The organism is Anabaena sp. PCC 7938 (genome assembly GCF_049315035.1).
In the GTDB taxonomy this organism is placed as follows: Bacteria; Cyanobacteriota; Cyanobacteriia; order Cyanobacteriales; family Nostocaceae; genus Anabaena; species Anabaena cylindrica.
In genome coordinates this window covers 1,092,847-1,117,267 of record NZ_CP186034.1, presented here as the reverse complement: position 1 = coordinate 1,117,267, position 24,421 = coordinate 1,092,847, and the positions used below count along the sequence as shown (strand labels likewise).

The 24,421-nt window shown below is 40.8% G+C and carries 19 protein-coding genes; 13 read left to right on the top strand and 6 right to left on the bottom strand.

The annotated features are described in order from the left end of the window. The first annotated feature begins 244 nt into the window (after window positions 1-244). On the top strand, window positions 245-2,491 hold the full coding sequence (locus ACOWPH_RS05465) for a DUF4114 domain-containing protein (protein WP_422665693.1): 2,247 nt from the start codon (window positions 245-247) through the stop codon (window positions 2,489-2,491). Between the two features lie 223 nt (window positions 2,492-2,714). Beyond that, window positions 2,715-4,442, top strand: a complete 1,728-nt coding sequence (locus ACOWPH_RS05460; RefSeq protein WP_015214411.1) for an iron uptake porin — start codon at window positions 2,715-2,717, stop codon at window positions 4,440-4,442. Between the two features lie 421 nt (window positions 4,443-4,863). Here the strand turns inward: ACOWPH_RS05460 and ACOWPH_RS05455 are convergent, their stop codons facing one another. Beyond that, window positions 4,864-5,799 (bottom strand): cation diffusion facilitator family transporter, encoded by a 936-nt coding sequence (locus tag ACOWPH_RS05455; protein ID WP_015214410.1) that lies wholly within the window; start codon window positions 5,797-5,799, stop codon window positions 4,864-4,866. Between the two features lie 493 nt (window positions 5,800-6,292). Here ACOWPH_RS05455 and ACOWPH_RS05450 point away from each other — a divergent pair, with 493 nt between their 5' ends. The 11 genes from ACOWPH_RS05450 to ACOWPH_RS05400 all read left to right on the top strand — a co-directional run bounded on the left by ACOWPH_RS05450 (window position 6,293) and on the right by ACOWPH_RS05400 (window position 20,932). Beyond that, on the top strand, window positions 6,293-6,634 hold the full coding sequence (locus tag ACOWPH_RS05450; protein ID WP_015214409.1) for a carboxymuconolactone decarboxylase family protein: 342 nt from the start codon (window positions 6,293-6,295) through the stop codon (window positions 6,632-6,634). 363 nt (window positions 6,635-6,997) lie between these two features. After that, a complete protein-coding gene (locus ACOWPH_RS05445; protein WP_422665692.1) occupies window positions 6,998-8,602 on the top strand; it encodes an EthD domain-containing protein in 1,605 nt (534 codons plus the stop codon). Window positions 8,603-8,605: 3 nt separating this feature from the next. Further along, complete coding sequence (locus tag ACOWPH_RS05440) at window positions 8,606-11,887, top strand: nuclear transport factor 2 family protein (RefSeq protein ID WP_015214407.1); 3,282 nt, start codon at window positions 8,606-8,608, stop codon at window positions 11,885-11,887. Window positions 11,888-12,094: 207 nt separating this feature from the next. After that, entirely contained in the window at window positions 12,095-12,697 is a 603-nt protein-coding gene (locus ACOWPH_RS05435; protein ID WP_015214406.1) for a DJ-1/PfpI family protein, read from the top strand. Between the two features lie 68 nt (window positions 12,698-12,765). Further along, window positions 12,766-14,586, top strand: coding sequence for an AGE family epimerase/isomerase (locus tag ACOWPH_RS05430; RefSeq protein WP_015214405.1), 1,821 nt, complete (start codon window positions 12,766-12,768; stop codon window positions 14,584-14,586). Window positions 14,587-14,664: 78 nt separating this feature from the next. Next, window positions 14,665-15,003 carry an anti-sigma factor antagonist gene (locus tag ACOWPH_RS05425; RefSeq protein WP_015214404.1) on the top strand — a complete coding sequence of 113 codons (339 nt, stop codon included), beginning with the start codon at window positions 14,665-14,667 and terminating at the stop codon, window positions 15,001-15,003. 100 nt (window positions 15,004-15,103) lie between these two features. Further along, window positions 15,104-17,224, top strand: a complete 2,121-nt coding sequence (gene glgX, locus ACOWPH_RS05420) for a glycogen debranching protein GlgX (RefSeq protein WP_015214403.1) — start codon at window positions 15,104-15,106, stop codon at window positions 17,222-17,224. Window positions 17,225-17,311: 87 nt separating this feature from the next. Then, window positions 17,312-17,650: an anti-sigma factor antagonist gene (locus ACOWPH_RS05415; protein WP_015214402.1), complete on the top strand. Its 339-nt coding sequence runs from the start codon at window positions 17,312-17,314 to the stop codon at window positions 17,648-17,650. Between the two features lie 177 nt (window positions 17,651-17,827). Beyond that, the gene (locus ACOWPH_RS05410; protein ID WP_015214401.1) at window positions 17,828-18,244 is read left to right on the top strand and encodes an ATP-binding protein; all 417 of its coding nucleotides are present in this window, start codon (window positions 17,828-17,830) and stop codon (window positions 18,242-18,244) included. Between the two features lie 175 nt (window positions 18,245-18,419). Continuing rightward, on the top strand, window positions 18,420-19,856 hold the full coding sequence (locus ACOWPH_RS05405; RefSeq protein ID WP_015214400.1) for a PP2C family protein-serine/threonine phosphatase: 1,437 nt from the start codon (window positions 18,420-18,422) through the stop codon (window positions 19,854-19,856). 77 nt (window positions 19,857-19,933) lie between these two features. Beyond that, window positions 19,934-20,932, top strand: a complete 999-nt coding sequence (locus ACOWPH_RS05400) for a 2-hydroxyacid dehydrogenase (protein ID WP_015214399.1) — start codon at window positions 19,934-19,936, stop codon at window positions 20,930-20,932. Here the strand turns inward: ACOWPH_RS05400 and ACOWPH_RS05395 are convergent. From ACOWPH_RS05395 to pgl, 5 genes are all read right to left on the bottom strand, one after another. Then, window positions 20,923-21,204 (bottom strand): hypothetical protein, encoded by a 282-nt coding sequence (locus tag ACOWPH_RS05395; protein WP_015214398.1) that lies wholly within the window; start codon window positions 21,202-21,204, stop codon window positions 20,923-20,925. The two genes, ACOWPH_RS05400 and ACOWPH_RS05395, sit on opposite strands and share 10 nt — an antisense overlap. Window positions 21,205-21,206: 2 nt before the next feature. Continuing rightward, window positions 21,207-21,392, bottom strand: a complete 186-nt coding sequence (locus ACOWPH_RS05390) for a hypothetical protein (RefSeq protein WP_015214397.1) — start codon at window positions 21,390-21,392, stop codon at window positions 21,207-21,209. Beyond that, window positions 21,392-22,132 carry a M50 family metallopeptidase gene (locus tag ACOWPH_RS05385; protein ID WP_015214396.1) on the bottom strand — a complete coding sequence of 247 codons (741 nt, stop codon included), beginning with the start codon at window positions 22,130-22,132 and terminating at the stop codon, window positions 21,392-21,394. The genes ACOWPH_RS05390 and ACOWPH_RS05385 overlap by 1 nt, the downstream gene beginning before the upstream one ends. A gap of 322 nt (window positions 22,133-22,454) precedes the next feature. Next, entirely contained in the window at window positions 22,455-23,345 is an 891-nt protein-coding gene (locus tag ACOWPH_RS05380; RefSeq protein WP_015214395.1) for an FHA domain-containing protein, read from the bottom strand. Window positions 23,346-23,591: 246 nt separating this feature from the next. Beyond that, entirely contained in the window at window positions 23,592-24,314 is a 723-nt protein-coding gene (pgl, locus tag ACOWPH_RS05375; protein WP_015214394.1) for a 6-phosphogluconolactonase, read from the bottom strand. Window positions 24,315-24,421: the final 107 nt, after the last annotated feature.

Genomic DNA, 24,421 nt, shown 5'->3' with positions numbered 1-24,421 from the left:
GTGGGTTTCTTGTATCTCACTCAACCAAGAACCGCTATAGTAGACCAATTCATGGAAACTTTTTTTAAAACAAATGGAGATGCAACCAGTATGACTACGAATGCCCCTTATATTTATGTAAGCAAAAATCTTAAACGACATTATTGATGCTGATTTTCTCCGCAATCCCTTTATCCTAGCTGATGTAGAATCTGGCTCTGATAAACTAAATCCCAATAGTCTTCAGATAGAAACTCCAAGTTTTTTGGCCACAGGGTTTAGTCAAAATGGAGAAGTTTTATTCCAAGAGAAAACCACAGCCACATTTCAACCATCTCAAGGCTTATATTTTGATGTTGTCACAGCAGAGCAAACAAATAATAAGCTTGATGTCTTTGAGTTTTTAATTCCTCCCGAAGCAACTACAGTTTTCCATTCTCACCGCCAAGGTGTTGAATTCTTCTATGTTTTGGGAGGAGACCCAGACAATGATGATAACCCCAATGTTGAAGATAATGATCAGGTTGAATTTGAGCTAAATGCTGATCTTGATGGCGTTTTCACTGCCGATCCTAACAATCCCTTTAGCATACAAAAAGACGATGAGATTGAAGTCAATGGCATCAAATTGACTACGGGATCATTTGTCGGTTTAGCAACTGGGAAAATTCATACCTGGTCAAATACGGGCAAAATTCCAGCTAGAATTATTGCATTATTAACACCTTCAGGAATTGGGGAAGGATTTGCTAGAGTTGGTGCCCCCGCAGGATTATATGATACCTCCCCTGAGCCTCACCCTATTTTGGCCGCTAATGGCACTAATAATCTGGTTCCAACCGGAGTAACCCTGACACAGGTAGAAGGATTAGTTCCTAATGACCCACAATTTTATGACTTTTTTAAGCAAGTAGAAGTCCAGCCCGAAGTCCTTGATTATCTGGGTTTTAATGCTTATCCTATGACCATTGAAGGAGTGGGTTCCCACACTTTATATGGAGTTAAAGCCGATGGTAGTGGTGCTTTTCAACTCAGTCCTCCGGATGAAGGTCCAACGGGTCTAGTGCTTGGAGAAACAGCTGGATCAGCAGTAGTAGGAGATAATTCCCCGACTCTTGATGATATTGTTTCTGCACCCCTAGATCCCTTCTTAGGAACTTCCTATACAAAACCTTTTTCCTTAATGCGGTTTGGACAAAATGATGGTTCTTTTAATCCCACTCCGATGGCAGTAAACTTATTTACTGTCTCTGCTGGGCAAGGAAAATATAGTGATGTTACTGACAATTACGAAGTCTTTGGGGTTTTAAGTGGTCAATTAGTGTTTGAGTTTGGAGAAAATGGTAATTCTCACCGTCAGGAGGTTGCTGAGGGAGATTATATCTACATTGAACCGAACAACCCTTTCGATTTTTGGGCATCGGATCAGTTGTCATCCAGCAGTGCTAATTTAATCCGATTCTCTGGACTGAATCCTACTGATCCCCGTTTAGTGGTAAGCACAACAGAAGATGATGTTTTTAGACTTAGAGGTGGTGATAGTAGTGGCAAAGTCAATTTAAAAGTCACTCTTGCAGAATACAGTTCCAGTTTCGTCAATGAAATAGGTGCATTTGCTGTTGATGGTGATGATGGCAATATTGACGGTATAGCTCCGGGGGAATCTGGTTACACTGAAGCAGCTTTAGCACGAGCTAAAGTCCTGTTCTCAGCTATTTCCAATTCCCCTCAAGGCTTTAATCAAACTGATGTGTCCAGCCTATTAGAATTTAACTCTGGACAGAGAGTGAGATTCTTCTTGATTAACAACAGCACTTTAGACGCTGTATCATCTGGATTTACCTCTAAATCAGAAGTACTGTTTTCCGAAACATACCAAGATATTGAAGCTTTAACTGGCGACGAATTTTCCTTAAAGTGGAACGATAAATCTGGTAACAGTAACTATAAAGTCAAAATCAACGCCACCAATGAAAGTTCATTTCAGGGTACAACTTTGCAAGGTAGCTCGGCAGGAGAAGTCCTTGATTTTACATCTGCTACCACCGATGTCACGGCTGAGTTTAGTATCTACAGAGAAGCAGCATTTAACAACTTTGTCGGTTTTTATCCCATCTTAGATGCAGAGGGTAAAATTGATACTAACAATGATGGTCAGGCCGATTTTTCCCCAGGCGATGCCGGTTATCTCCAAGCCGCTGTTAACTTATACCTGCGAGATATACGCCTTACTGTCAGCAACCAAGGAGAAGCAACCTACCAAGGAAACTTCACCAAAGGCTCAATCTTTGCACCATTTATTATTGCTAATGGCACACCAGAAGCAGTGTTAGGAAATTCTACTAACATTCCCGCAGTTTACTTCCCATTCTTAGGCGCTAACCCCGGTCAAGCGGATCATATTCGTCTACTCGGTAATAACGTCTTCGGCTTTGAAGATTTACCAAATGGTGAAAGTGACAACGATTACAATGACGTGATTGTGACTGTTAATATCTCAGTCAATGTCTAGTTTGTTTAACAGCTTTTTTTAATTTAGTTGGGGCGAACAGGAGGCTCACCCCAACTGATTTCTCAATTTGGGTAGGTATGGCAATTACAGCAGAATTCAGGCTTCGCCGTGAGTTTCGACTTCGCTCCACTACCGCGAAGCCTCATTGATCTGCAATCATCTGTAAGAGATAGAAAGTTTTGATATCTTCGTTGTTTTGAGTACGTGGTGTGAGATTAAGAAAATGTTGGCTTTAATAAAATTACTCGCTAGTCCAATGGTAATAGTGGGGGCGATCGCAACTTCCACATTTATCGGTAATATTGCATCTGCTCAGGTAGTATTAACAGATCATTCATCTCTATCCGAATCAGAGTCCACTACCCCATCAAATTCAGCTGATCATTTCCTGGATAGTTCCTCTATTGTCAACTCTGATCCAGCGCAAATTGACAGCACTGTCGATGAAAGTATGGCTCAGATTAATAGTGTGGCTCAGTTTTCTGATATCCAACCCACAGACTGGGCTTTTCAAGCTTTACAATCTCTAGTTGAACGCTATGGCTGTATAGCAGGTTATCCCAATGGGACATTTCGGGGTAATCGTGCTATGACTCGTTATGAATTTGCCGCAGGTTTAAATGCTTGTTTAGAAAGGATTAACGAACTAATCACCACAGCTACTACTGATTTAGTAAAACAAGAAGACCTGTCTACATTACAGCGATTACAAACAGAATTTACTGGTGAACTGACATCCCTGCGCGATCGCGTAGACACATTAGAAGCACGCGCTACCCAGCTAGAAACAAATCAGTTTTCCACTACTACCAAATTATTAGGGGATATCCGAGTTCAAACCAATGCTTATTTCTCCGGAGATGACAGGACTCAAACCAGCTCTCAATATTTAGCTTTTCTCGGTTTACTGACTAGCTTTACAGGTCGAGATTTATTAGTCACAGGTTTAGCTACAACAAATACTACTTTTCCAGAAATTATCAACACCAACAATGGTAACAATGTGGGTGGAACTAGAGAAGGTGCTAGTGAAGCTTCCTCTGCTGGCGATCTCTTCGGTGATCTCCGCATCATCACCTTGGGCTATCAATTTCCCGTTGGCGAAAAATTAAACGTAGATATCATCGCTATCAACCGTTATCGTTTTAGTCCGGTTTTTCTAACTCAATTTGCTCCTTACTATGTCAGAGGACTTGGCCCTGTCGGTAGCTTTGCGATCGCTCCCCCTATGTATCTCATCGGTGCCGGTTCGGGTATGTCCCTGAGCTATAAATTATTTGATTCGACAGTACTCAAAATGAGCTACTTAGCCAACTTCGCTAACGACTCAAATTTAGGAGGTTTGTTGAATGGTGACTATGTAGCCGCCGGAGAGATCAACTATAATCCCAATCCTCGATTGTTCCTACAATTTGCCTATCAACACGGTTACTTTAGTCCTGGCAACTTTGGCTTTAATAACGGTCAAGGTTTTAGAGGTAATGGTTTTGTTGGTACTGCTTTAGCAAACCGTTTTGATGATGCAGGTGTTTTATTTTCAGACGCATCCGCAGTCACCACCAATGGTTATCTCTTAGGTGGTTACTTTGCACTTAGCCCTAAAGTCGCAATAGGTGGTTGGGCTAACCTGATCAAAGCTCGACTACTAGATAAGGGAGACGCTGATATTTGGAATTACTCATTTCAACTTGCTTTTCCCGATTTGTTTAAAAGTGGCAATCATGGCGGTTTAGTTGTAGGTATGGAACCTACCCTCACAGGTTTAGAAAGTGATGTTCCATATGCACAATTTAAAAATGATACGTCATTACATCTTGAAGCATATTATGTACATCGGATTTCCGACAGAATTTCCATCACACCCTCTCTCACATGGATTACAGCACCAAATCAAGATGCGAACAACAACGATATTGTCATTGGTGGTTTAAGGACTACATTTAGTTTTTAGCATCTTTCAGTACTGAGAAACCAGAAATAGTTATCTCAATTTTATATAAAGCTGCACAAAATGATAACATCAATTGAATTATCCGTCTTTATATGTATTTATTTGCGGTCAATTATTCTTGATATTTTAGTTCTATGCAACTTTATATAAAGCTGGTATTAAAACATTTCTAAATATTAATAGGGCTAAAGTTACGTGTCGCAACAAAAATTGTCTTTGGGATCAGGCAGGGGGCTTTCTAGCAGGAAAAAAAGTCGTAGGGTGCGTCAGACTACATAAATCTAGTAAATAAACAGATTTATCGCATCTGATGCACCTTACCAATGTAGCAGTTGGGTCAGCCCTAATTAAACATCTTTAAAAGCCTTGTTTATTCAAGAAAAGTTTCAGATTTTGCTCTGCCGAAAGTGATTAAAAAAAGCTATACAGGGTTCATTGTGGTAAACCATTCTTCATCTTGGGTAAAGATAATATCCAAGGTAACATTAGGAAATTCTTGTTTCACTATGTCTGTAATCTTGCCGCGCATTTCATCTACTGCTTCCAAACTAGTTAGGGCTTGCTGACTAGGTAATAGCCAGTAAAGATGAAGATATAAAGCCTCTCCTACCTCAGTGATTCTTAAATAATGTTTAGCACAGGGGAATTGATTGGTTGCAACATCAATGATGCCATTGATGCGTTTTTGTAAATCAGCCGCAGGAGCGCCTAAAAGGAGTTGATTGAGACTTTCTAATACTACTTTAACGGGAATTGGAGAGGCAAGCAGCACTAAGACGACAACAATAGTGGGATCGGCGTAATCCACAAACCAATTGAAAGGAGTGTTTTTAATTAATGTAATGACAGTGAAAACAATTCCCACAGAAAGACTAATTCCTCCATTAATAATCCAATTTTTTGCGTCTACACGCACCAATGGAGAGCCTGTTTTATTGGCAATACTATTATGGACTAAGGCAATGCTTAGGCAAGTAAAGGCTGCGATTGCTGTATAAATTACAGCTACACTAGCCTCAACCTTTCTACCACCATGCAACAATGCAGCGATCGCAGAAATAAAAGCAAACATGGATAGTCCCATAATCATTAGTCCCTTACACAGGTTGAGCAAGGGAGCAAAACCTTTATAACCAAATTGGAACTTTCGACCCTCTGGACGTTTCAAAATTCGAGAAATCCACAAGGTAGCTAATGCCATGATCAGACTAATGATGTTAAAAAAACCATCCAGCATCACTGCTGCCGATTCAATCGCTAATCCGAAGGAGATACCTAAAATCGACAGAAACAAAGTACCACCGATAGATAAGTAGATACTGGTCTGTTCAAGACGCTCAAGACGTGAATTATTCATAGAAAATGTACAAGTAAAACATTATGTGTACAATATAGTCGGATTATTCCAGGTTTTTGATAACTGCGTTTATATGAGCGCCCATGGCTCGCTTGCATTCAAAAAAATAAACGTTAACACCTAAGAATTTTTGTCCCATATCTGACTATTCCAGAACTTATGCAAATCTTACTGTATTGAGATCAAGCATTCAAACTTGATTTTTTGAATATGTAAAAAGTTATTAAAATCCCCCTCAGAGGAAATAGGTTCATGCGATTGTATGGTAGAAAATATACATATTTGAGGAAATGCAATTATAATATTCCGGGTTTGTGATGTATATTGGCCAGAGGTTAGTTATACCTGAGTTAAAAATAGAATTAGAAATCCAGAAGTAGAAATTTTGATAGGGGGTTAACAAATCTTGATTTCTGACTACGGAAGACTAATTTTAACTCTCCATCGTTACATAGTTAATAGCTACTAAGTTAATGAGTGAAAAAGACCAGCTATGAAGTATGAAAATGCCGTTTTAGATGATTTAGAACTTCAAGAGAGTTTAAAACAGATAAATCCCAAATTTGGTGATTTTGTCACACGAGTAGCAGGTGAAGCTTGGGGACTACCGTTAATTGACCAAAAAACCAAAGCCCTGATCACAATTGCTGTTGATGTAGTCAACCAAGGGCAGACAGGACCAGGAAGCCCCTTTGGCGCTCACGTAAGTATGGCTCTTAAACAGGGCGCAACTCCTGAAGAAATTGAAGAACTGTTGTTATTCCTTTGTGCTTACGCAGGATTCAATAAAGTCGCAGGTTGTTTTGGCGCTTTAAATGAAATAATGGAAAAATAATCTCAAGCGCGATTCCGGAATCTATCAAGCTCGATTTGTAGTTGAAAGGAGTGAAATTACTGAGGTACAGAGATACAGGTATTTTAGGAAAAATCAACTTCTGTTTTGCCATAAAGATACGTTGTCTGCAACCGTAGGAGTTAATATAGCAATCACAAATATTGACCTCAATAAACAGACACACTAAACTTATTGTAAGTTTGAGACAATTGTATTAAATAAGTTGAACTTTGACGCTGAATAATCTTTTTCAAAACTTCTACATCTATTCAGATAGTAGAAAATAAATTTGTGAAAAGATAGGCGATCTCTTGATTTAAAAACTTTGATTGTCCTCAACTTTGAGCCTTTATTTTCATCAAAGTGACATCAACCCAAAATTTCAGTAGTGGTGGAAAAAGGACAGCAGTAATGCTTTCAGTAATTAATAACGCAACCAAAACCGATTATTCAGCACGGGATCAGAAAGGAAAAGTAGCCTTTTATGTACTCCTGTGGAAAAGACAAGGCATCTCTCTAGAGCTTTTTGATGACTATTGGAGAGACGTACATGGACCAGTTTGTGCCAGATTACCAGGACAGTATCAATACTGGCAATTCCATGTAGCTCATAACGAAGGTGGCCTCTGTCCACAGATTCCCGGTTTAGATTACACTTGGGACTCAGAAGATAACTTCGATGGCATTGCAGAGTTAACATTTGCAAGTGTTGCCGACCGTCAGACATGGTTTACAGCATCTGCCATCCTCATGGATGACGAACATAACTTATTCCGCAAAGCGATCGGTTACAACAGCAACCCCGGCAATTCTATTACATACATAGATAGAATCCCCAACGGCGATCCCAACGGTGAAGTTAGCGCCATCAAATTTCACGTCATGGTGAAAAAAGCTAATGGGGCTAGTACAGAAGCTTTTCGTCGTTATCTAACAGAAACATTTGCCCCCAAAGTGAGCAGTAGTGATTCTGTCCTCAAATTCCGACTGCATCTGTTTGAAGAAGTAGACAACTCCCGTCCAGATGCAGCCGGAGTTAGCCATTATGAACCAGCAGAAAAGCAATATCATGCCGCTTATGAAATTGCCTTTGCTAATCATCTAGAACGGGAGAAGTTTTTCGCATCTTCCGAGTATTTAACAGCAATCAAAGACGCAGCCAAATACATTAAACAAATCCAACCATTTCCAGAAAGAACCGCTTACACCTTCGTTTACGATGGTCAGATGACTCTCGCCGGTCAACGGAGTTCCTCTGTCGCAGAACTGATCACAGAAATTGGTGCAGTGAATCAACTTCAAGAAGACATAGAATCGCTCATGCTAAATCAAAATTCCTACAGTCTACAAACAAACGGCTCGTCTTCTTCCCAAGCCAGCCAAAGCCAGCCAAAAGCAACGAAAAAGCGAACCAATTATTATACTGGCTTATCTGCCGATTATTCTCGCCCCGGTTTAGTTACTCCTTACGTAGCCAAAAAACTGATTGAGGATGCAGAAAGAATTGTCGCCATGAAAGAACCAAAGCTACCAGAAATTGGTCCTTATTATACCCTTGCACAGATAGAGCAAGAAAACAGAGATTGGTGGCCTACACATTGTGAAGCATTAAGACAAGGAAGAGGCGATATCTTAACTGGAGAATATCGCGACGATCTAGTCTATTTTTGTCAGGATGGACCATACCAAGGGTTAGAACAACAAAAAGAAAGAGAAAAACATTGGTGGGCATTAATTGCTCAACCAGGAGTGACAATGTGCTGGCCTATTGTCATGTTTTTTGGTGAACATACTTACTTTGAATGGAAGTGTGTAGATGATGAAACCAACGAAACTCTAGCCAAAGGTAATGTAACTTGGGTGCGTCGTGGTCATAGAGGTGCTTGTTACTTGAAAACTGAACAACTAACTTTTTATCGTGATGTTTTTGCAGATCAGGAATTATTGACCTTGATTACCACCGCTTAAATAATGGAACAGGAGCGAGTGTACAAAAACGCGGTTTTGGATGACCCTGAACTGCAACAGGGTTTAAAACAAATTAATCCTAAGTTTGGTGATTTTGTCATTCGGGTAGCAGGTGAAGCTTGGGGTTTGCCGTTAATTAACCAAAAAGCTAAGGCTCTGATTGCGATCGCTATTGATGTTGTCAATCAGGATCATAGAGGTCCTGGCAACCCTTTCACTGCTCATGTAAAGATGGCTCTACAGCAAGGCTCAACCCGCGCAGAAATTGAAGAACTACTCTTGTTTCTCTGTGTTTATGCGGGGTTCAATAAAGTAGCAGCTTGCTTTGCTACCCTGAATTGGATTTTTGATCATGCCAATAGCACAACACCAAGGATAGCAGAAATGCTTGCAACGAGTAAACAGGCAGCCACAGACGATTATTCAGCACGGGATCAGAAAGGAAAAGTAGCCTTTTATGTACTCCTGTGGAAAAGACAAGGCATCTCTCTAGAGCTTTTTGATGACTATTGGAGAGACGTACATGGACCAGTTTGTGCCAGATTACCAGGACAGTATCAATACTGGCAATTCCATGTAGCTCATAACGAAGGTGGCCTCTGTCCACAGATTCCCGGTTTAGATTACACTTGGGACTCAGAAGATAACTTCGATGGCATTGCAGAGTTAACATTTGCAAGTGTTGCCGACCGTCAGACATGGTTTACAGCATCTGCCATCCTCATGGATGACGAACATAACTTATTCCGCAAAGCGATCGGTTACAACAGCAACCCCGGCAATTCTATTACATACATAGATAGAATCCCCAACGGCGATCCCAACGGTGAAGTTAGCGCCATCAAATTTCACGTCATGGTGAAAAAAGCTAATGGGGCTAGTACAGAAGCTTTTCGTCATTATCTAACAGAAACATTTGCCCCCAAAGTGAGCAGTAGTGATTCTGTCCTCAAATTCCGACTGCATCTGTTTGAAGAAGTAGACAACTCCCGTCCAGATGCAGCCGGAGTTAGCCATTATGAACCAGCAGAAAAGCAATATCATGCCGCTTATGAAATTGCCTTTGCTAATCATCTAGAACGGGAGAAGTTTTTCGCATCTTCCGAGTATTTAACAGCAATCAAAGACGCAGCCAAATACATTAAACAAATCCAACCATTTCCAGAAAGAACAGCTTACACCTTTGTTTACGATGGTCAGATGACTCTCGCCGGTCAGCGTAGTGCCAAAGTAGCATCTCTTATCCAAAGGGTAGGAGCAAATAATCAACTTCAAGAAGGCATAGTATCTCTTATGTCTAATTATGCAAGTGAAAAAACGGGTAGTTTAGGTCATTACCTGCAAGGACTACAACACGTTGGCATAACTGTCAGTGATATGACAAAAGCCCTAGAATTTTACATTGAAGTCTTGGGTGGAAAACTAGCAATAGGGGGAGATGGATTTATTGGTGATGAGTTGCACAATCTCCTTTTCCAGAAAGAAGACTTAGAAGCATGGAAGCAAGGTATTAACCCTAAATCATTAGGTGTACCTGATATTAGAGATGGCTCCCAAGAAGCATTGGATGTAAGATTTATTTCCTTTGGTAATACTTGCGTAGAACTTATCCATTTTCGAGATGCTCAGTTAACACCTAAAGCACCTGGTATTTTTGACAAAATTCCTTCTGGCATTGGTCATGTCAACGCGCCACACCTTTCTTTTCATGTAAAAGATGATGTGGATCTTGATCAGTTTGCCAAGATGTTAGAAGATGAATGTAAAAAGCGAGGAATTGATAACGTTGTTGCTAACCGAATTATTCATATTGATTCGGAAAGTGCCAGAAAGAACGCACCATTGAAATATGCCAAATTGGATTTGATTGGTGATTTTGATGGTTGGTTATTATTCTACTGTAAAGGGCCTAATGGGGAACAGTTAGAATTTAACCAAGTTAAAAGAAGAGCCAAAGAAATGTTTGGCAAAGCCCAAAAAGAATATAACTTAAGCAACGGCACAAATTACTGGTTTTATGATAACGTTGCACCTGTAGAAAATAACAACGGCAAAAATCGAATTTTTAACACATTTAGTGCTAATGTTAATGCCCCAGTTGAAAAGATTTGGGAAGCATGGCTAAATCAAGCTTACAGCGATAAATTTCCCATTTTGGAACATTATCACAATGGTGTTTTACGGGAAGCCAAAATGCCCGGAATGGATATGAAACAAAAGGTGAGCCTTGATAAAGAAGCCGGAACTTTGACAATTGAAATTCTAGATCACCCTTTATTTACCGGACGGTTTATTAACCACTTGCATCCATCTTCTGGAGAACCTGGTTCTTTACCAATAGTCACATATACCTTAGATTTACAAGCTAAAAGTGATCTTGCTTTCACACACCAAGATGGTAAGGGATTTTTGGAAGCAGCCAAACTAGAAAATGTAAAACAGGCTGTGTATCAGTTAAAAGGAATTGTTGAAGCTTCGACAACAAATGAGGAAAAAACTATGACTCAATCATTAGTACGTTCTAGCTCTAAGTCTGACATCGTGAGACGGATGTTTGAAGCAGGGGAGTCAATGAATGTAGAAAATTTTGTCAAATTCTACACTGAAGATGCTCACTACCAATTTAGTAACTTCCCAGTGGCTTATGGACCTCAAGGTATTAAAGATACTTCTGTTGGATTCCTGCAAACAGTAGCTAAAGTCTACCACCACATTACTAATATCTGGGAGCAGGGAGACACAGTTATCTGTGAAATGGAAGTTACCTACATCCGTCATGATGGTAAAGTATTTAAGCTTCCTTGCTGTGACACAATTGTCTTCAAAGGCGATAAAGTTCAAGAACTGAGAATTTACATGGACATCAGTCCTGTATTTGAAACAGAAGCAGTCAAACCTCAAGCATCAGTTTCTAGCGATTTCCTCTTACAAAGAATCGGTAAAATGTATGAGGCTTTACACGCTGAAAATTGGGAAGAATTTAAGACATTCTTTACCCCTGACTTACTCTACAAAGTTGGTGCTAACGAGCCTGTAATTGGTCCAGATGCTTGTTGTAACTTGTTGCAGCATATCTATAAAGTATTAAAACTAACAACCCACAATTCTAGAGGTACTTGGGTTGTAGATAATACTGTAATTTTGGAAATGGATGCTAACTATGTCAACAAAATGGACAAGCGGTTTGTGCAGGTTCCCTGTACAGATATATATCGGTTTGACGGCGATCGCATTTATGAATGGCGTGTATATCCCGATCCTTCTCAGCTAAATATCCAACTTTAACTGAACTGGCAAATCACATCTAAATTAAGCAGAGCCGAGTTTAAACTAGCTAATTGATTATTAACTCACTCTGCTTTGATTACAAAAGTCAACACCATTGACAAAAACAATAATGTCATCGTAGTTATTTTTGTATTGACCATAGAACCATCAAAACAGCAGGAATTGCTGGTTAAATAATATTTAGGCTTAAGGATTCGAGACAATATGGCAACTGAGTCAAAAGGCAAAATAGGTGTACTCATTGAAGAACATTTTGACGGCACAGAATTCCGTCGGTTCAATGAGTATTTCCCTGAACAAGGCTATGAAGTAGAGTACATTTCTCACCTTTGGGGTAATAAAGAACTACACTTTGGCTCTAATCCCGAAAATGATCAAGTAGAATATCATGTCACTGTAAGTACAGAAGTAAAAGATATTGATCCTGCTGATTATAAAGGTATTATTTGCATTGGAGCTTATGCAATGGATAGGCTTAGATATGAAGTCAATGTGAAAAAGGGTCAAAAAAATCAAGCTCCCGCAGTTGTTTTTCTCCGAAAAGCAGCAAATACAGATAATGTAAAATTAGGTACTATTTGTCATAGTTTGTGGTTGTTTTGTGCAGACCCAGACTTAATAAAAGGCAAAAAAGTAACCTGCGCTCATAACATTATCTGTGATGTAGAAAATGCCGGAGCAGACGTTATCTATGAAGGCGATGTAACTACAGATTTAGTCATTGATGGTAATCTAATTACAGGTAAACATCCCGGTATGGTAGACCAATTTATGGAAACTTTTGTCAAAGAAATAGAGAAAAATTAGTAATTTCCATACATCTTTAGCTCAGGGAATCTGAATTAATCAATTCTTAACAAAACGAGGAAATATTTATGACGACAAAGGTAGATTTTACCTTTTCAGACCTAATCGCTGGCTATGTGACCGAATATGACGGTAACAGCGACACCTTTGGATTGAAAACTTCTGATGGTAGAGAGTTCCAAGTTAAGATTAGTCCGATGGCCTTTGCCAAACTAATTCAGAACTTTGACGAAGGCTATCCTGATGCTACTGGTAACATGAGATCCATGCTGTTACCCGGACGGTATTTATTTACTTATGGGGTATTTTATCCAGATAGCAATCTATTCGATGCTAAACAGATAGTTTTTGCTGGTCGGCAAAAAAATGATTACGTTTTCGAGAAACAAGATTGGTGGGTGAAGCAAATTAATGCTTTGGGGAAATTTTATCTCAAAGCCCAATTTGGAGAAGGTGAATACGACTATCGCAACTATCGCACCACCCTCAATCTGAGTGGTATACAATCAACTACCAATTTCCGTCAAGAAACTGATACTATTTCCCGTCTAGTATATGGTTTCGCCACAGCTTTTCTCATGACAGGTAATGATAGTTTTCTCAAAGCCGCTGAAAGAGGTACTGAGTATCTACGGGAACATATGCGGTTTGTAGACCTAGATGAAGGCATAGTCTATTGGTATCACGGTATTGACGTTAAGGGAGAAAAGGAAGATAAAATATTTGCTTCCGAATTTGGGGATGATTATTACGCCATTCCTGCCTACGAGCAAATTTACGCCTTAGCAGGTCCCATCCAAACCTATCGTTGTACTGGTGATCCACGGATTATGGATGACACCGAGAAAACCATTAAGCTATTTAACGAGTTTTTGCTCGATAAAAGCGAAGATGGGGGATATTTCTCTCACCTCGATCCCTTGACATTAGATCCCTTGAGCGACACCTTGGGACAAAATAAAGGAACAAAGAACTGGAATTCTGTCGGTGATCATGCCCCAGCTTACTTGATTAACCTCTGGTTGGCTACAGGTAAACAAGAATATGCGGATATGTTGGAGTATACCTTCGACACCATTGAAAAGCGTTTTCCTGACTACGAAAATAGCCCATTTGTACAAGAACGCTTTTTCCAAGATTGGTCTAAAGATACAACTTGGGGGTGGCAACAAAACCGCGCTGTGGTTGGTCACAACCTCAAAATTGCATGGAATCTAATGCGGATGCAAAGCCTTAAAGCTAAGGATGGCTATCTCAATCTAGCCAAAAAAATTGCTGACATAATGCCAGATGTGGGTAGTGATCAGCAACGTGGCGGTTGGTACGACGTTGTAGAACGAACCCTAGCGGCAGGAGAAGAGCATTACCGCTTTGTTTGGCACGATCGCAAAGCTTGGTGGCAACAAGAACAAGCAATCCTAGCGTACCAGATTCTTGCAGGCATTCTCGACAACAAAGAATATCATCGTTTAGCTCGTGAATCCGCAGCATTTTATAATGCTTGGTTCCTAGATTTAGAAGAAGGTGGCGTTTACTTTAACGTTCTCGCTAATGGTATCCCCTACCTAGCCGGAGGTAACGAACGGGGTAAAGGTTCCCACTCCATGAGCGGTTATCACTCCTTTGAACTATGCTATTTAGCAGCAGTTTATACCAACCTGCTCCTTACCAAACAGCCAATGGACTTTTACTTTAAGCCCATCCCCGGAGGATTCCCCGACAATATTCTGAGAGTATCGCCAGATATTCTGCCCCCTGGAAGTATCAAAATTGGCAAGTGTGAAATCGACGGAGAGCCTTATACTAACTTCGATGCAGAGGCTTTAACTGTTACCTTACCCAAAACCACTGAGCGGGTCAAAGTTAAGGTGCAGATTGTGCCTGTATAACTTATAGATCGAACAATGCGGTGAGGGGTATTTTCCCCTCATCCCCAATTACGAATTCAATCAAACTTACCAATAAATATGGAAATTAGCATCACGACAATTAAAGACGTAAAGGTAGCAGGACTTGTGGGCGATATAGATGCCAACACAGCATCATCTGTCACCAAAGAAGTTTTGCCTTTAGCAGAACCAGGTAGTAAAATTATCCTCGACATGACTAAAGTCCCTTATATGTCCAGTGCTGGCTTGCGAATGCTGCTGTCTTTGTATCGGCAAACAATGGCCAAAGAAGGGCAGTTATTATTGGTCGGTTTAACTGAAGAAATTATAGACACCATGACTGTGACTGGATTCCTAGACTTTTTTGCAACTAGTGCCACTCTTGAAAAAGGCATAGAAGCACTGGCTTCTAAGTAACGAATAACGAGTATCAACTCAATTGCTTGAAGGTTTGAGCAATATACTTGTCCTCACCTATGTAACTATAGCTATAACCGGGAAATAAGGACTAGTAACAATGGAAAGAATTGATATTCATCCAACGCATACTTACGAAGGTTTTAAATTACGCAACGGAAAACCATTTCCCTTCGGTGCAACTCTAGTACCAGGGGGGGTTAACTTCTCTATTTTTTCGAGTCAAGCCAAATCCTGTACTTTGGTCTTGTTTAAGAAACACGCCAAGGAACCTTTAGTAGAAATTCCTGTTCCTGAAGAGTTTCGGATTGGTAATGTTTATTGCATAACCGTCTTTGACCTTGATTATGAAAATCTAGAATATGGCTATCGCATGGATGGGCCAAATAATTTCCAGGAAGGCCATTGGTTTGATACCAGTAAAATCTTGATGGACCCCTATGCCAAAATTATTGGTGGTCGGGATGTTTGGGGTGTCACCCCAGACTGGAATGATATCTATCACCATCGGGCCAGAATAGGTTTTGATGATTTTGACTGGGAAAATGACCGTCCTTTGGAAATTCCTCCAGAGGATCAGATCATCTATGAAATGCACGTCCGCAGTTTTACCCGTCATCCATCCTCTGGTGTTAAAGAAAGACATCAGGGGACATTTGCAGGTATCAGGGATAAAATTCCTTACCTGAAAGAGTTGGGTGTCAATGCTGTGGAGTTGATGCCCATTTATGAATTTGATGAATTTGAAAACAGTCGCCCTAACCCGCAAACTGGGGAAACCCTTTATAATTACTGGGGTTACAGCACCGTTGGCTTCTTTGCTCCCAAAGCTGGCTATGCAGCTACAGGCAAATTTGGGATGCAGGTTGATGAATTGAAGACGCTGGTGAAAGAATTACATAAAAACGGAATTGAGGTAATTCTAGATGTAGTTTTCAATCACACAGCGGAAGGTAATGAACATGGCCCAACAATTTCCTTCCGAGGCATTGACAATAAGACATACTATATGCTGACCCCGGAAGGGTATTATTACAACTTTAGCGGTACTGGTAATACTCTCAATTGCAATAACCCAGTTGTGCGGGGGATAGTGCTAGATTGTCTGCGTTACTGGGCATCAGAATATCATATTGATGGGTTTCGGTTTGACTTGGCGGCAATTTTAGGACGAGATCCTTGGGGCGCACCTTTAGCAAATCCACCGTTGCTAGAATCTTTGGCCTTTGACCCAATTCTGGCTAAGTGTAAACTGATTGCTGAAGCTTGGGATGCAGGTGGTTTATACCAAGTGGGTTCTTTCCCTGCCTATGGACGTTGGGCAGAATGGAATGGTAAGTACCGTGATGGCATTCGTAAATTCTTGAAGGGAGATGGTACTGTTGGGGATGCTGCCCAACGTTTGCAAGGTTCTCCTGATCTCTATGCTTGGTCTGGTCGTGCGCCGGCAACATCAATTAATTTCATTACTGCCCACGATGGTTTCACCATGATGGATTTGGTTTCCTATGATGGGAAACATAATGAAGCTAATGGCGAAAATAATAATGATGGCACTAATGATAATGATAGCTGGAACTGTGGCTGGGAAGGGCCAACAGATGATCCAGGCATTAATGCTTTGCGCCGTCGTCAGATTAAAAATGCTTTGGCAATGCTGATGGTGAGTCAGGGCGTGCCGATGATTCTCATGGGTGATGAGTTGGGACGGACTCAATATGGTAATAATAATACTTATTGCCACGATAATGATTTGAACTGGTTAGACTGGAATTTGTTAAAAACTAATGCAGATTTGTTTAAGTTTGTTAGACATTGCATTGTTTTCCGCAACGTTCATCCAGTTTTGAGAAATCAATGGCACTTCCAAAATCGTGATTATGTTGGCAGTGGCTATGCAGATATTACATGGCATGGCACACAGGCATGGAATGCTGATTGGTCGGATTCCTGTCGGACTCTGGCTTTTATGCTCTGCGGCAAACACGCAAAGCAAGGAACCGTTGAAGATAATTATATCTATGTGGCGATGAATATGCACTGGCAAGCTCAGTGGTTTGAGATTCCCAGTTTGCCAGTAGGAATGAATTGGCATATCTTTGCTAATACTGGTGCTATGTCACCGCATGATAGCTGGGAACCTGGTACAGAACCTAGACTAGAAGATCAATCAGGATTGCTCATGGGCGATCGCTCTGTGGCAATCTTAGTAGGTAAATAAATTCTAATTTGGCTTGCTGATAATTTGCTTCCTAGCAATTGTCAACTTTAAAATTGTTACTCACAATTCAACTACTCACAGGAAATTATGGCTTTCAACGCAACTCTAGAAACAAGTGATGACATCGCTAAAATTACCTTATCTGGGGAATTAGATGCGAGTACAGCATCAGAGTTAAAGGCAAAGGTGGAAGAGGCTGCTGCCCAAAATCCCAAAAGTTTGGTTTTGATGATGGCAGACCTGGAATATATGGCCAGTGCTGGACTACGGGTGCTGATCTTCGCTAAACAAAAGATGGGTGCAGTGGATATTTACATAGTAGGCGCTCAAAAAGATACAGTTTTGGAGACAATTATCAAAACTGGCTTCCACCACAGTGTCATTTTGCTAGACGAGTATGACGAGAACAAAATAGGAAAGGCGTAGAAATTTCAATAGACATCTGGTGAAAAAGTAGAGACGTTGTATGCAACGTCTCTAGAAAGGTTGTAGAAAACGATATTTAAATTCGGTCGATGTCTATATAGATCCCAATCTGCGTTTTTGAGCCGAGCGCAGAGATTCAATCTCAATTATCCCAAGATACCAACACCACCTTATGTTATGGAAACTTTAACCGTATCGGGAACACTAGACTCTTTGGGAGCGATCGCTAAATATGTGATGACAGCAGCCGAGTCAGCTGGCTTGGATAAAAAAGCCACCTATAAACTGCGTCTGGCAGTTGATGAAATTGCCACCAATATCATTATGCATGGCTATGAAGAAGCAGGATTGACTGGTAAATTAGATATATCTAGCGATCGCCAAGAATCAACCTTAACTATCTGCATAGAAGATACTGGTGCTAGATACGACCCTTACGAAATGGTGACTGTCGAATCTGAAGAATTAAATAAACGCTTGGAAGAACGCCGAATGGGTGGACTAGGAGTATATTTGGCAATTCAGGGTGTAGATCAATATTTTTATGAACGAGTGGGAGAAAAGAATCGTAATATCTTTGTAGTCAATTGCTAATAGTCAAGTTATGGATGTTTGTTTAAGCTATGATATTGAGGTAATTCAGCCCCCATTAATCTAAGTTAACGCCGGTTAAGCAATTGAAAAATACGCACACATACAGGTTTTCAGCATCTATCTTTTCAGAAAAGTCACTTTAAATTGACAGCTTGAATCATTTGCTTAGGGGAATATGAATTCTAACCATCAATCTCAACAACAAGTAGATTACCAAGAACTAGAAGCACTACGTCGAGAAGTAGCAGAACTCAGAAATGAAGAAGCCGCTTTTAATGCCCAAAGTAAGTTGCTAGAAAAATTAGTATCAATGGCACGCTCCTCCACAGAAGGAGAGGTATTAAAAGCAGCATTACAAACTACATTAGATGTTGCTACCGATCAAACCAAATCTGAAAAAGGTAGTCTATTTTTACTTGAACCTTCTGGAAAGGTAGCTGATGCAATCCTCTCACGCACAGAAGTAACAGCAGAAAAGCGAAAAAACTTGATTGGTAGTGTCTTAGATCAGGGACTTGCTGGTTGGGTGATCCGTAACCGTCAAATCGGATTAATTGCAGATACTGAGCATGATGACCGCTGGTTCACATTTTCCGATCAGCCCTACATTGTCCGTTCTGCCCTAGCTGTTCCCATTATCAGAGGTGAAGAGTTACTAGGAATTATCACACTATTGCACTCTCAGCCAGGACATTTTAGCCAAGAAACAGCCAATCTCATGCTACTCACAGCTGACCAAATGGCTTTAGTCTTGGAAAATGCTCGTCTCTATTCAAAACTTGATAAATATTCCAAAGCTCTTGACGCTGAATTAGAAAAGGGACGGCAAATTCAAATTGATTTTCTCCCCTATGAACTGGTTAAACTTCCCAATTGGGAAATTGCATCCTGCTTTCACCCAGCCCGTCAGGTAGCTGGAGACTTCTACGACACTTTTGAACTTCCTAATAACCAGGTAGGATTGGTAATTGCGGATGTATGTGATAAAGGGGTGGGAGCCGCATTATTTATGGCTCTGATGCGAAGCTTAATCCGGGTTTTTTCTTCAGAAACTCAATTGCGCGGCATTGCCAATCAAGTTCTGCAAGAAAATCAGCCTAGTGGTGGTTGGATTGGGAAGTCTATTGCTACAAACTTAGCTCATGTCAAGGCGCTGCAAGCAGTTTCTAGAACTAATGAATATGTTGCTAAAAATCATTGGCAAATGAGTATGTTTGCTACCATGTTTTTTGGGATTCTCGAAGCAGAAACAGGTATATTGACTTATATTAATGGTGGACATGAATCGCTGTTTGTTATTGATGAATCCGGCATTAAAAACACTCTAAAATCTACCGGCCCGGCAGTGGGAATGATGCCGGGAATGAAATTTAAAATCGAGCAAATTCAGCTTGAACCTAATGATATATTGATTGGCTATACTGATGGAGTAACTGAAGGTAAAAACCCTGAAGGTAAGTTATTCACTGACAAGCGACTGCGAGATATTCTAGAGCAACCATCCGCTTCTGCTATTGATTTGCTGAATGCGATTAAAACTGATTTATTTAATTTTATTGCTGATGCACCACAGTTTGATGATATTACAATGCTCTGTGTCCGAAGGAAATGATTAAGAAGGTTGTGGAGTATGGAGTTTAGGGTATAGGCTATAAGGGTATCATACAGAAATATAACCTGAAATTTTGGATGAAAGTAGCAGTTTTCAGTACAAAAACTTACGATAGGCAGTTTTTAGAAGCTGCAAATTCTCCGATTCAACATGAGTTGGTATTTTTTGAACCACTTCTGAATCGAGATACCGCCATCTTAGCCGCAGGATTTCCCTGTATTTGTGTATTTGTTCATGATCAGGTTGATGCTGCCACTTTAGAAATTCTCGCGGCTGGGGGAACTCATTTAATTGCTCTACGTTGTGCAGGGTTCAATAATGTAGATTTAGCAACCGCAGCCAAGTTAGGAATTACTGTTGTCCGTGTACCAGCTTATTCACCCTATGGGGTAGCTGAACACGCGGTAGGCTTAATTTTAAGCCTAAATCGCAAAATTCACCGTGCTTATAACCGTGTGCGGGAAGGTAATTTTTCTTTGAATGGGTTGTTAGGATTTAACTTGAATGAGCGCACAGTGGGAATTATTGGTACAGGTAAAATCGGTCTGATTTTGGGACAAATTATGAAAGGGTTTGGTTGTCATCTACTAGCTTATGATGTTTATCACAACCCAGAATTAGAGGAATTAGGTGGGAAGTATGTAGAGTTGTCAGAAATCTTCGCCAATTCTGATATTATCTCTTTGCATTGTCCCCTGATGCCGGAAACTCACCACTTGATTAATAGTGAAGCGATCGCTCAAATGAAACCGGGTATGATGATTATTAACACTAGTCGCGGTGCGTTGATTGATACCCAAGCAGTAATTGAGGGGTTGAAATCAGGTCAAATTGGTTATCTCGGTGTGGATGTTTACGAACAAGAATCGGAATTATTTTTTGAAGATTTATCTGGAGAAATCATTCAAGATGATGTTTTCCAACATTTGACGACGTTTCCCAATGTCTTGATTACAGGACATCAAGCTTTCTTCACAGCAGAGGCTTTGCGGAATATTGCCGATACCACTTTTGCTAATATAGCTGACGTTGAACAAGGGCGTTCTTGTGCTAATGAAATCCGTCATCAACAGTAAAAAGCTTTTATATTCTGCTTTTGTTCATCATCAGGTAACTCTTCTAGTTCATTAGAAATTAGCTCCTGAAAATCATCATCACAATGAGTATGCAGATGAACTACACTTACTAGCATTTCTGCTATAATGTCACCTTTTTGATCAGAGGTTAAACCCGGTAACTGTAGCTGATTAATTAGCGTTTGTACCTTCTGGCATTCTTCACCCAATTCAGTAATTAAGGTACTGAGAGTAGAATTAGTGATGGGAAGATTTTGTTCAGTAATCTGCATATTCATTGTCCTAATCTTTTCAGCTTTTTCTGAATGTTCTCTTCAAAAGTCCTAACCTCTTTTTCCCAATGCTTAATTAAACCCAAATCAGGAAAATCCTTTTCTAGTTCCAGTTTAATCTTTTCTTGATGTTTGGCAATTTGCTTTAAGAAAGATTCTATAGCCTTGTTATGATTTTTATTACCCATTATTGCGAACGATAGGCAACCTGTAAACTGCGGACTAAAATCACCAAAGAAGCTACAGCCATTAACCCACCCCAAAACCAATACGGTAACAACAAATACCTCTGCATTTGTGCTGTATCGGAAAGACCCAAGGGGCCAGCAGTATAACTAAATAGATAATTTAATTGATGGTATGTACTTACACAAGCTTGCACACCCAAAAACTGAATTGTAAAACCCTGTACCCAGGGAGGAGTTTTTAAACCTACTCCCAAAATAATTAAACCTAATACAGGAATTGCTATTAACCCAAACCACGAACGTACCCAAACTAATGTAGAAAATAATAAGAATCCTCCTAAAATCTTTAAACTCAAAGAAGCTGTTTTAAAATGGCGGGAAGCGAGAATTAACGCTGCACCAGCGATAGGTGGCCCCATTGGCCCTGCGGCTGCAACCAAACCAGGGCCAATTGGCCCCAATGCTGAACTGATAGAGTAACTTGCTACACCAGAACCATTGCTGAAAATTTGTAATTTCTGAAAATTACCCCCCAACATTAGAGCCATCAAGCCATGACCCATTTCGTGAAACCATGTTGCGAGGATGGTGAAGGGGTATAAAATATAATCCCCTCCAGGAAATTGCCATAAAATAGCAGTAGCGATCGCAGCCCCCACAAGCCAAGTTAACCCCATCCGTTCTATTTCTGAAGGAGCTTCTTGACTCAGGAAAGGCGGAAAGTCTTTTGGTTGTCGCATAAATTATCAATTTGTATTCGTAATTCGTAATTTGTAACTACGTATTATAGCAATTTCCCAGCTCATGAAATACACCCCACCCGCGCTGTCGCGCACCCTCCCCTTGGTAAGGGGAGGGGTAATTTTGTATCTAACTAGAGTGGGAAAGGCTATATTCATTACAAATTACGAATTATCAATTACCCATGATGCTGCTAAGAGAACTCTACAAAAAAGATGATCCAATCTTGTGGGATGGGCATCCTGCCCGTCCTTGTATTATTAGCGGGCTTTTCGGCCTGCACCACAAGAAATTTTGGGATATTTTTTTATTTGGAAGTCTCTAAGAGAGTTGAAATAAGAAAGTCACCAAATCTCCCTTACCCAAGCTGATGCGATCACCTGGACGTAAACGGTGTCTATTCCCTGGTAACAGCGGCAAATTGTTAATATAAGTGCCGTTGGAACTACCCACATCTTCTATATAATGAGCATCTCCCTCAACACGGATATCTGCATGAATCCGGGAGACAATTTCTGAATTAGAAAATCCAGCAACATCAATATCTGGAGGAATCCGGTCATTAGGCTTACCGATATGAACCACAGATAGATTTTGTGGTAATTCAATTTCTTGATTACTTTGAACGTGGAATAGCCGGGCTATCACCTGCTGTAATTGGGTTCTAGAGGCATTTGGCGCGGGTGCTGGTTCCGGTTCTGGCTCAGGTTGAACAACTGGGGCAGGTTCTGGTGCGGGTTCCGGTGCAGGTGGTGCGATTGCTTCTGGTGGTGGAACTGGTGCGGGTGCTTGTATAGGTTCTGGTGCAGGTAGTGCGATAGCTTCCGGTGGTGGAACTGGCGCGGGTGCTTGTACGGGTTCTGGTGCTACTGCGACTACCGTTGGTGGTAGGTTAGAAAGGGCAGGAGGTTGAGCAGGAACATTGAGTCCTAGAGCATCTGGTTGTAAAAGTTCTAACATTGGGTCAGGTGACACCAATGGTGGTAATTCCACAGGCATATCAGGGGCTATAGTTGATCCTACTATTGTTGGCTCCGGTACAGCAGTATTGGAGTGCAGGTTATAGCCACACTGACCGCAAAAAGCAGCATCTGCCTGTACAGTTGCCCCACAACTGGGACAGTTAGTAGTTGCTGGTAAAGGAGTGTAGCAAGCTTCACACTGAACAGCGCCGTCTGGGTTGGGATGATTGCAATTCGGGCAGACGATCATGAATTTAAGCCTTTGTCAAGGTCATAGTAAAATATAGTACTGGCAAGCAGTTATTAGTTGTCAGTGGAAGAAGGCAATAGGCAATAAGGTTATCGAACAGAATTCAGGAGTCAGGAGTCAGAATTCAGAATGAATTTTGTCCGACTGGCGGATGAATAATCCCGGCCACTGATTGCATTCTGACGGATGTATTCTTCTTCAATTTTCCTCGTTTCCCTGTTCCCTGTTGCCTGTCATCTACTAAATTTAAGGTTTGATTTCCAAACCTGCTGCTGCATCTAGCAGCCATAATAATTCCCCTTGGGGTTTAATTAAGCGAGATGGATAGGCAAAATCATCGGCTACAGGAGCAAAAATTTGGGCTAAAGCTGGTCGTTTATTAGCACCAGCCACCGCAAAAAGCACGCACCGAGCCGCGTTGATAAATGGGTATGTGAAGGTGATCCGGGGATTACCGTCTTTGTTGCCCACAGTAATCAAGCGATCGCTGACATTCAGAGCTTCTGTATGTGGAAACAAAGATGCAGTGTGAGCATCATCACCCATTCCTAATAAAACTACATCCAATGCGGGAAAATTTCCTGGCGCAGAATTAAAAAATTCTTGCAGGTGCTTTTCATACTTAGCCGCATCCACCGCTGGATCAGCCGATAGGGTTGGCATAGCGTGAATATTAGCTGCTGGGATAGCAACCTGATTTAACCAGGCACGACGTGCCATCAATTCATTGCTATCAGAGTGATCTGGTGGTACATAACGCTCATCTCCCCAGAATACATGAATTTTATCCCAAGGTAGGTTTTGCTTACTTATTGCTTCGTACAATGGCTTAGGTGTACTACCACCAGATAAGGCAATAGTAAATTGCCCCCGTTCCTTAATGGCAGCTTCCAGTTTGGACAAGATTAAATCTAGCGCCCGTGCTACCAGCGCTGGCAGATCCGGTAAAACTTCAACCGTTTTGTTCATGGCTTTATCATTACATAGCCGGCTTCCAGCAATACAATACCTAACTTATGACAGTTTCCCATTTTAACTTTTGAAACTTTTAACATCATCAAGTCAGGTCAGAAATA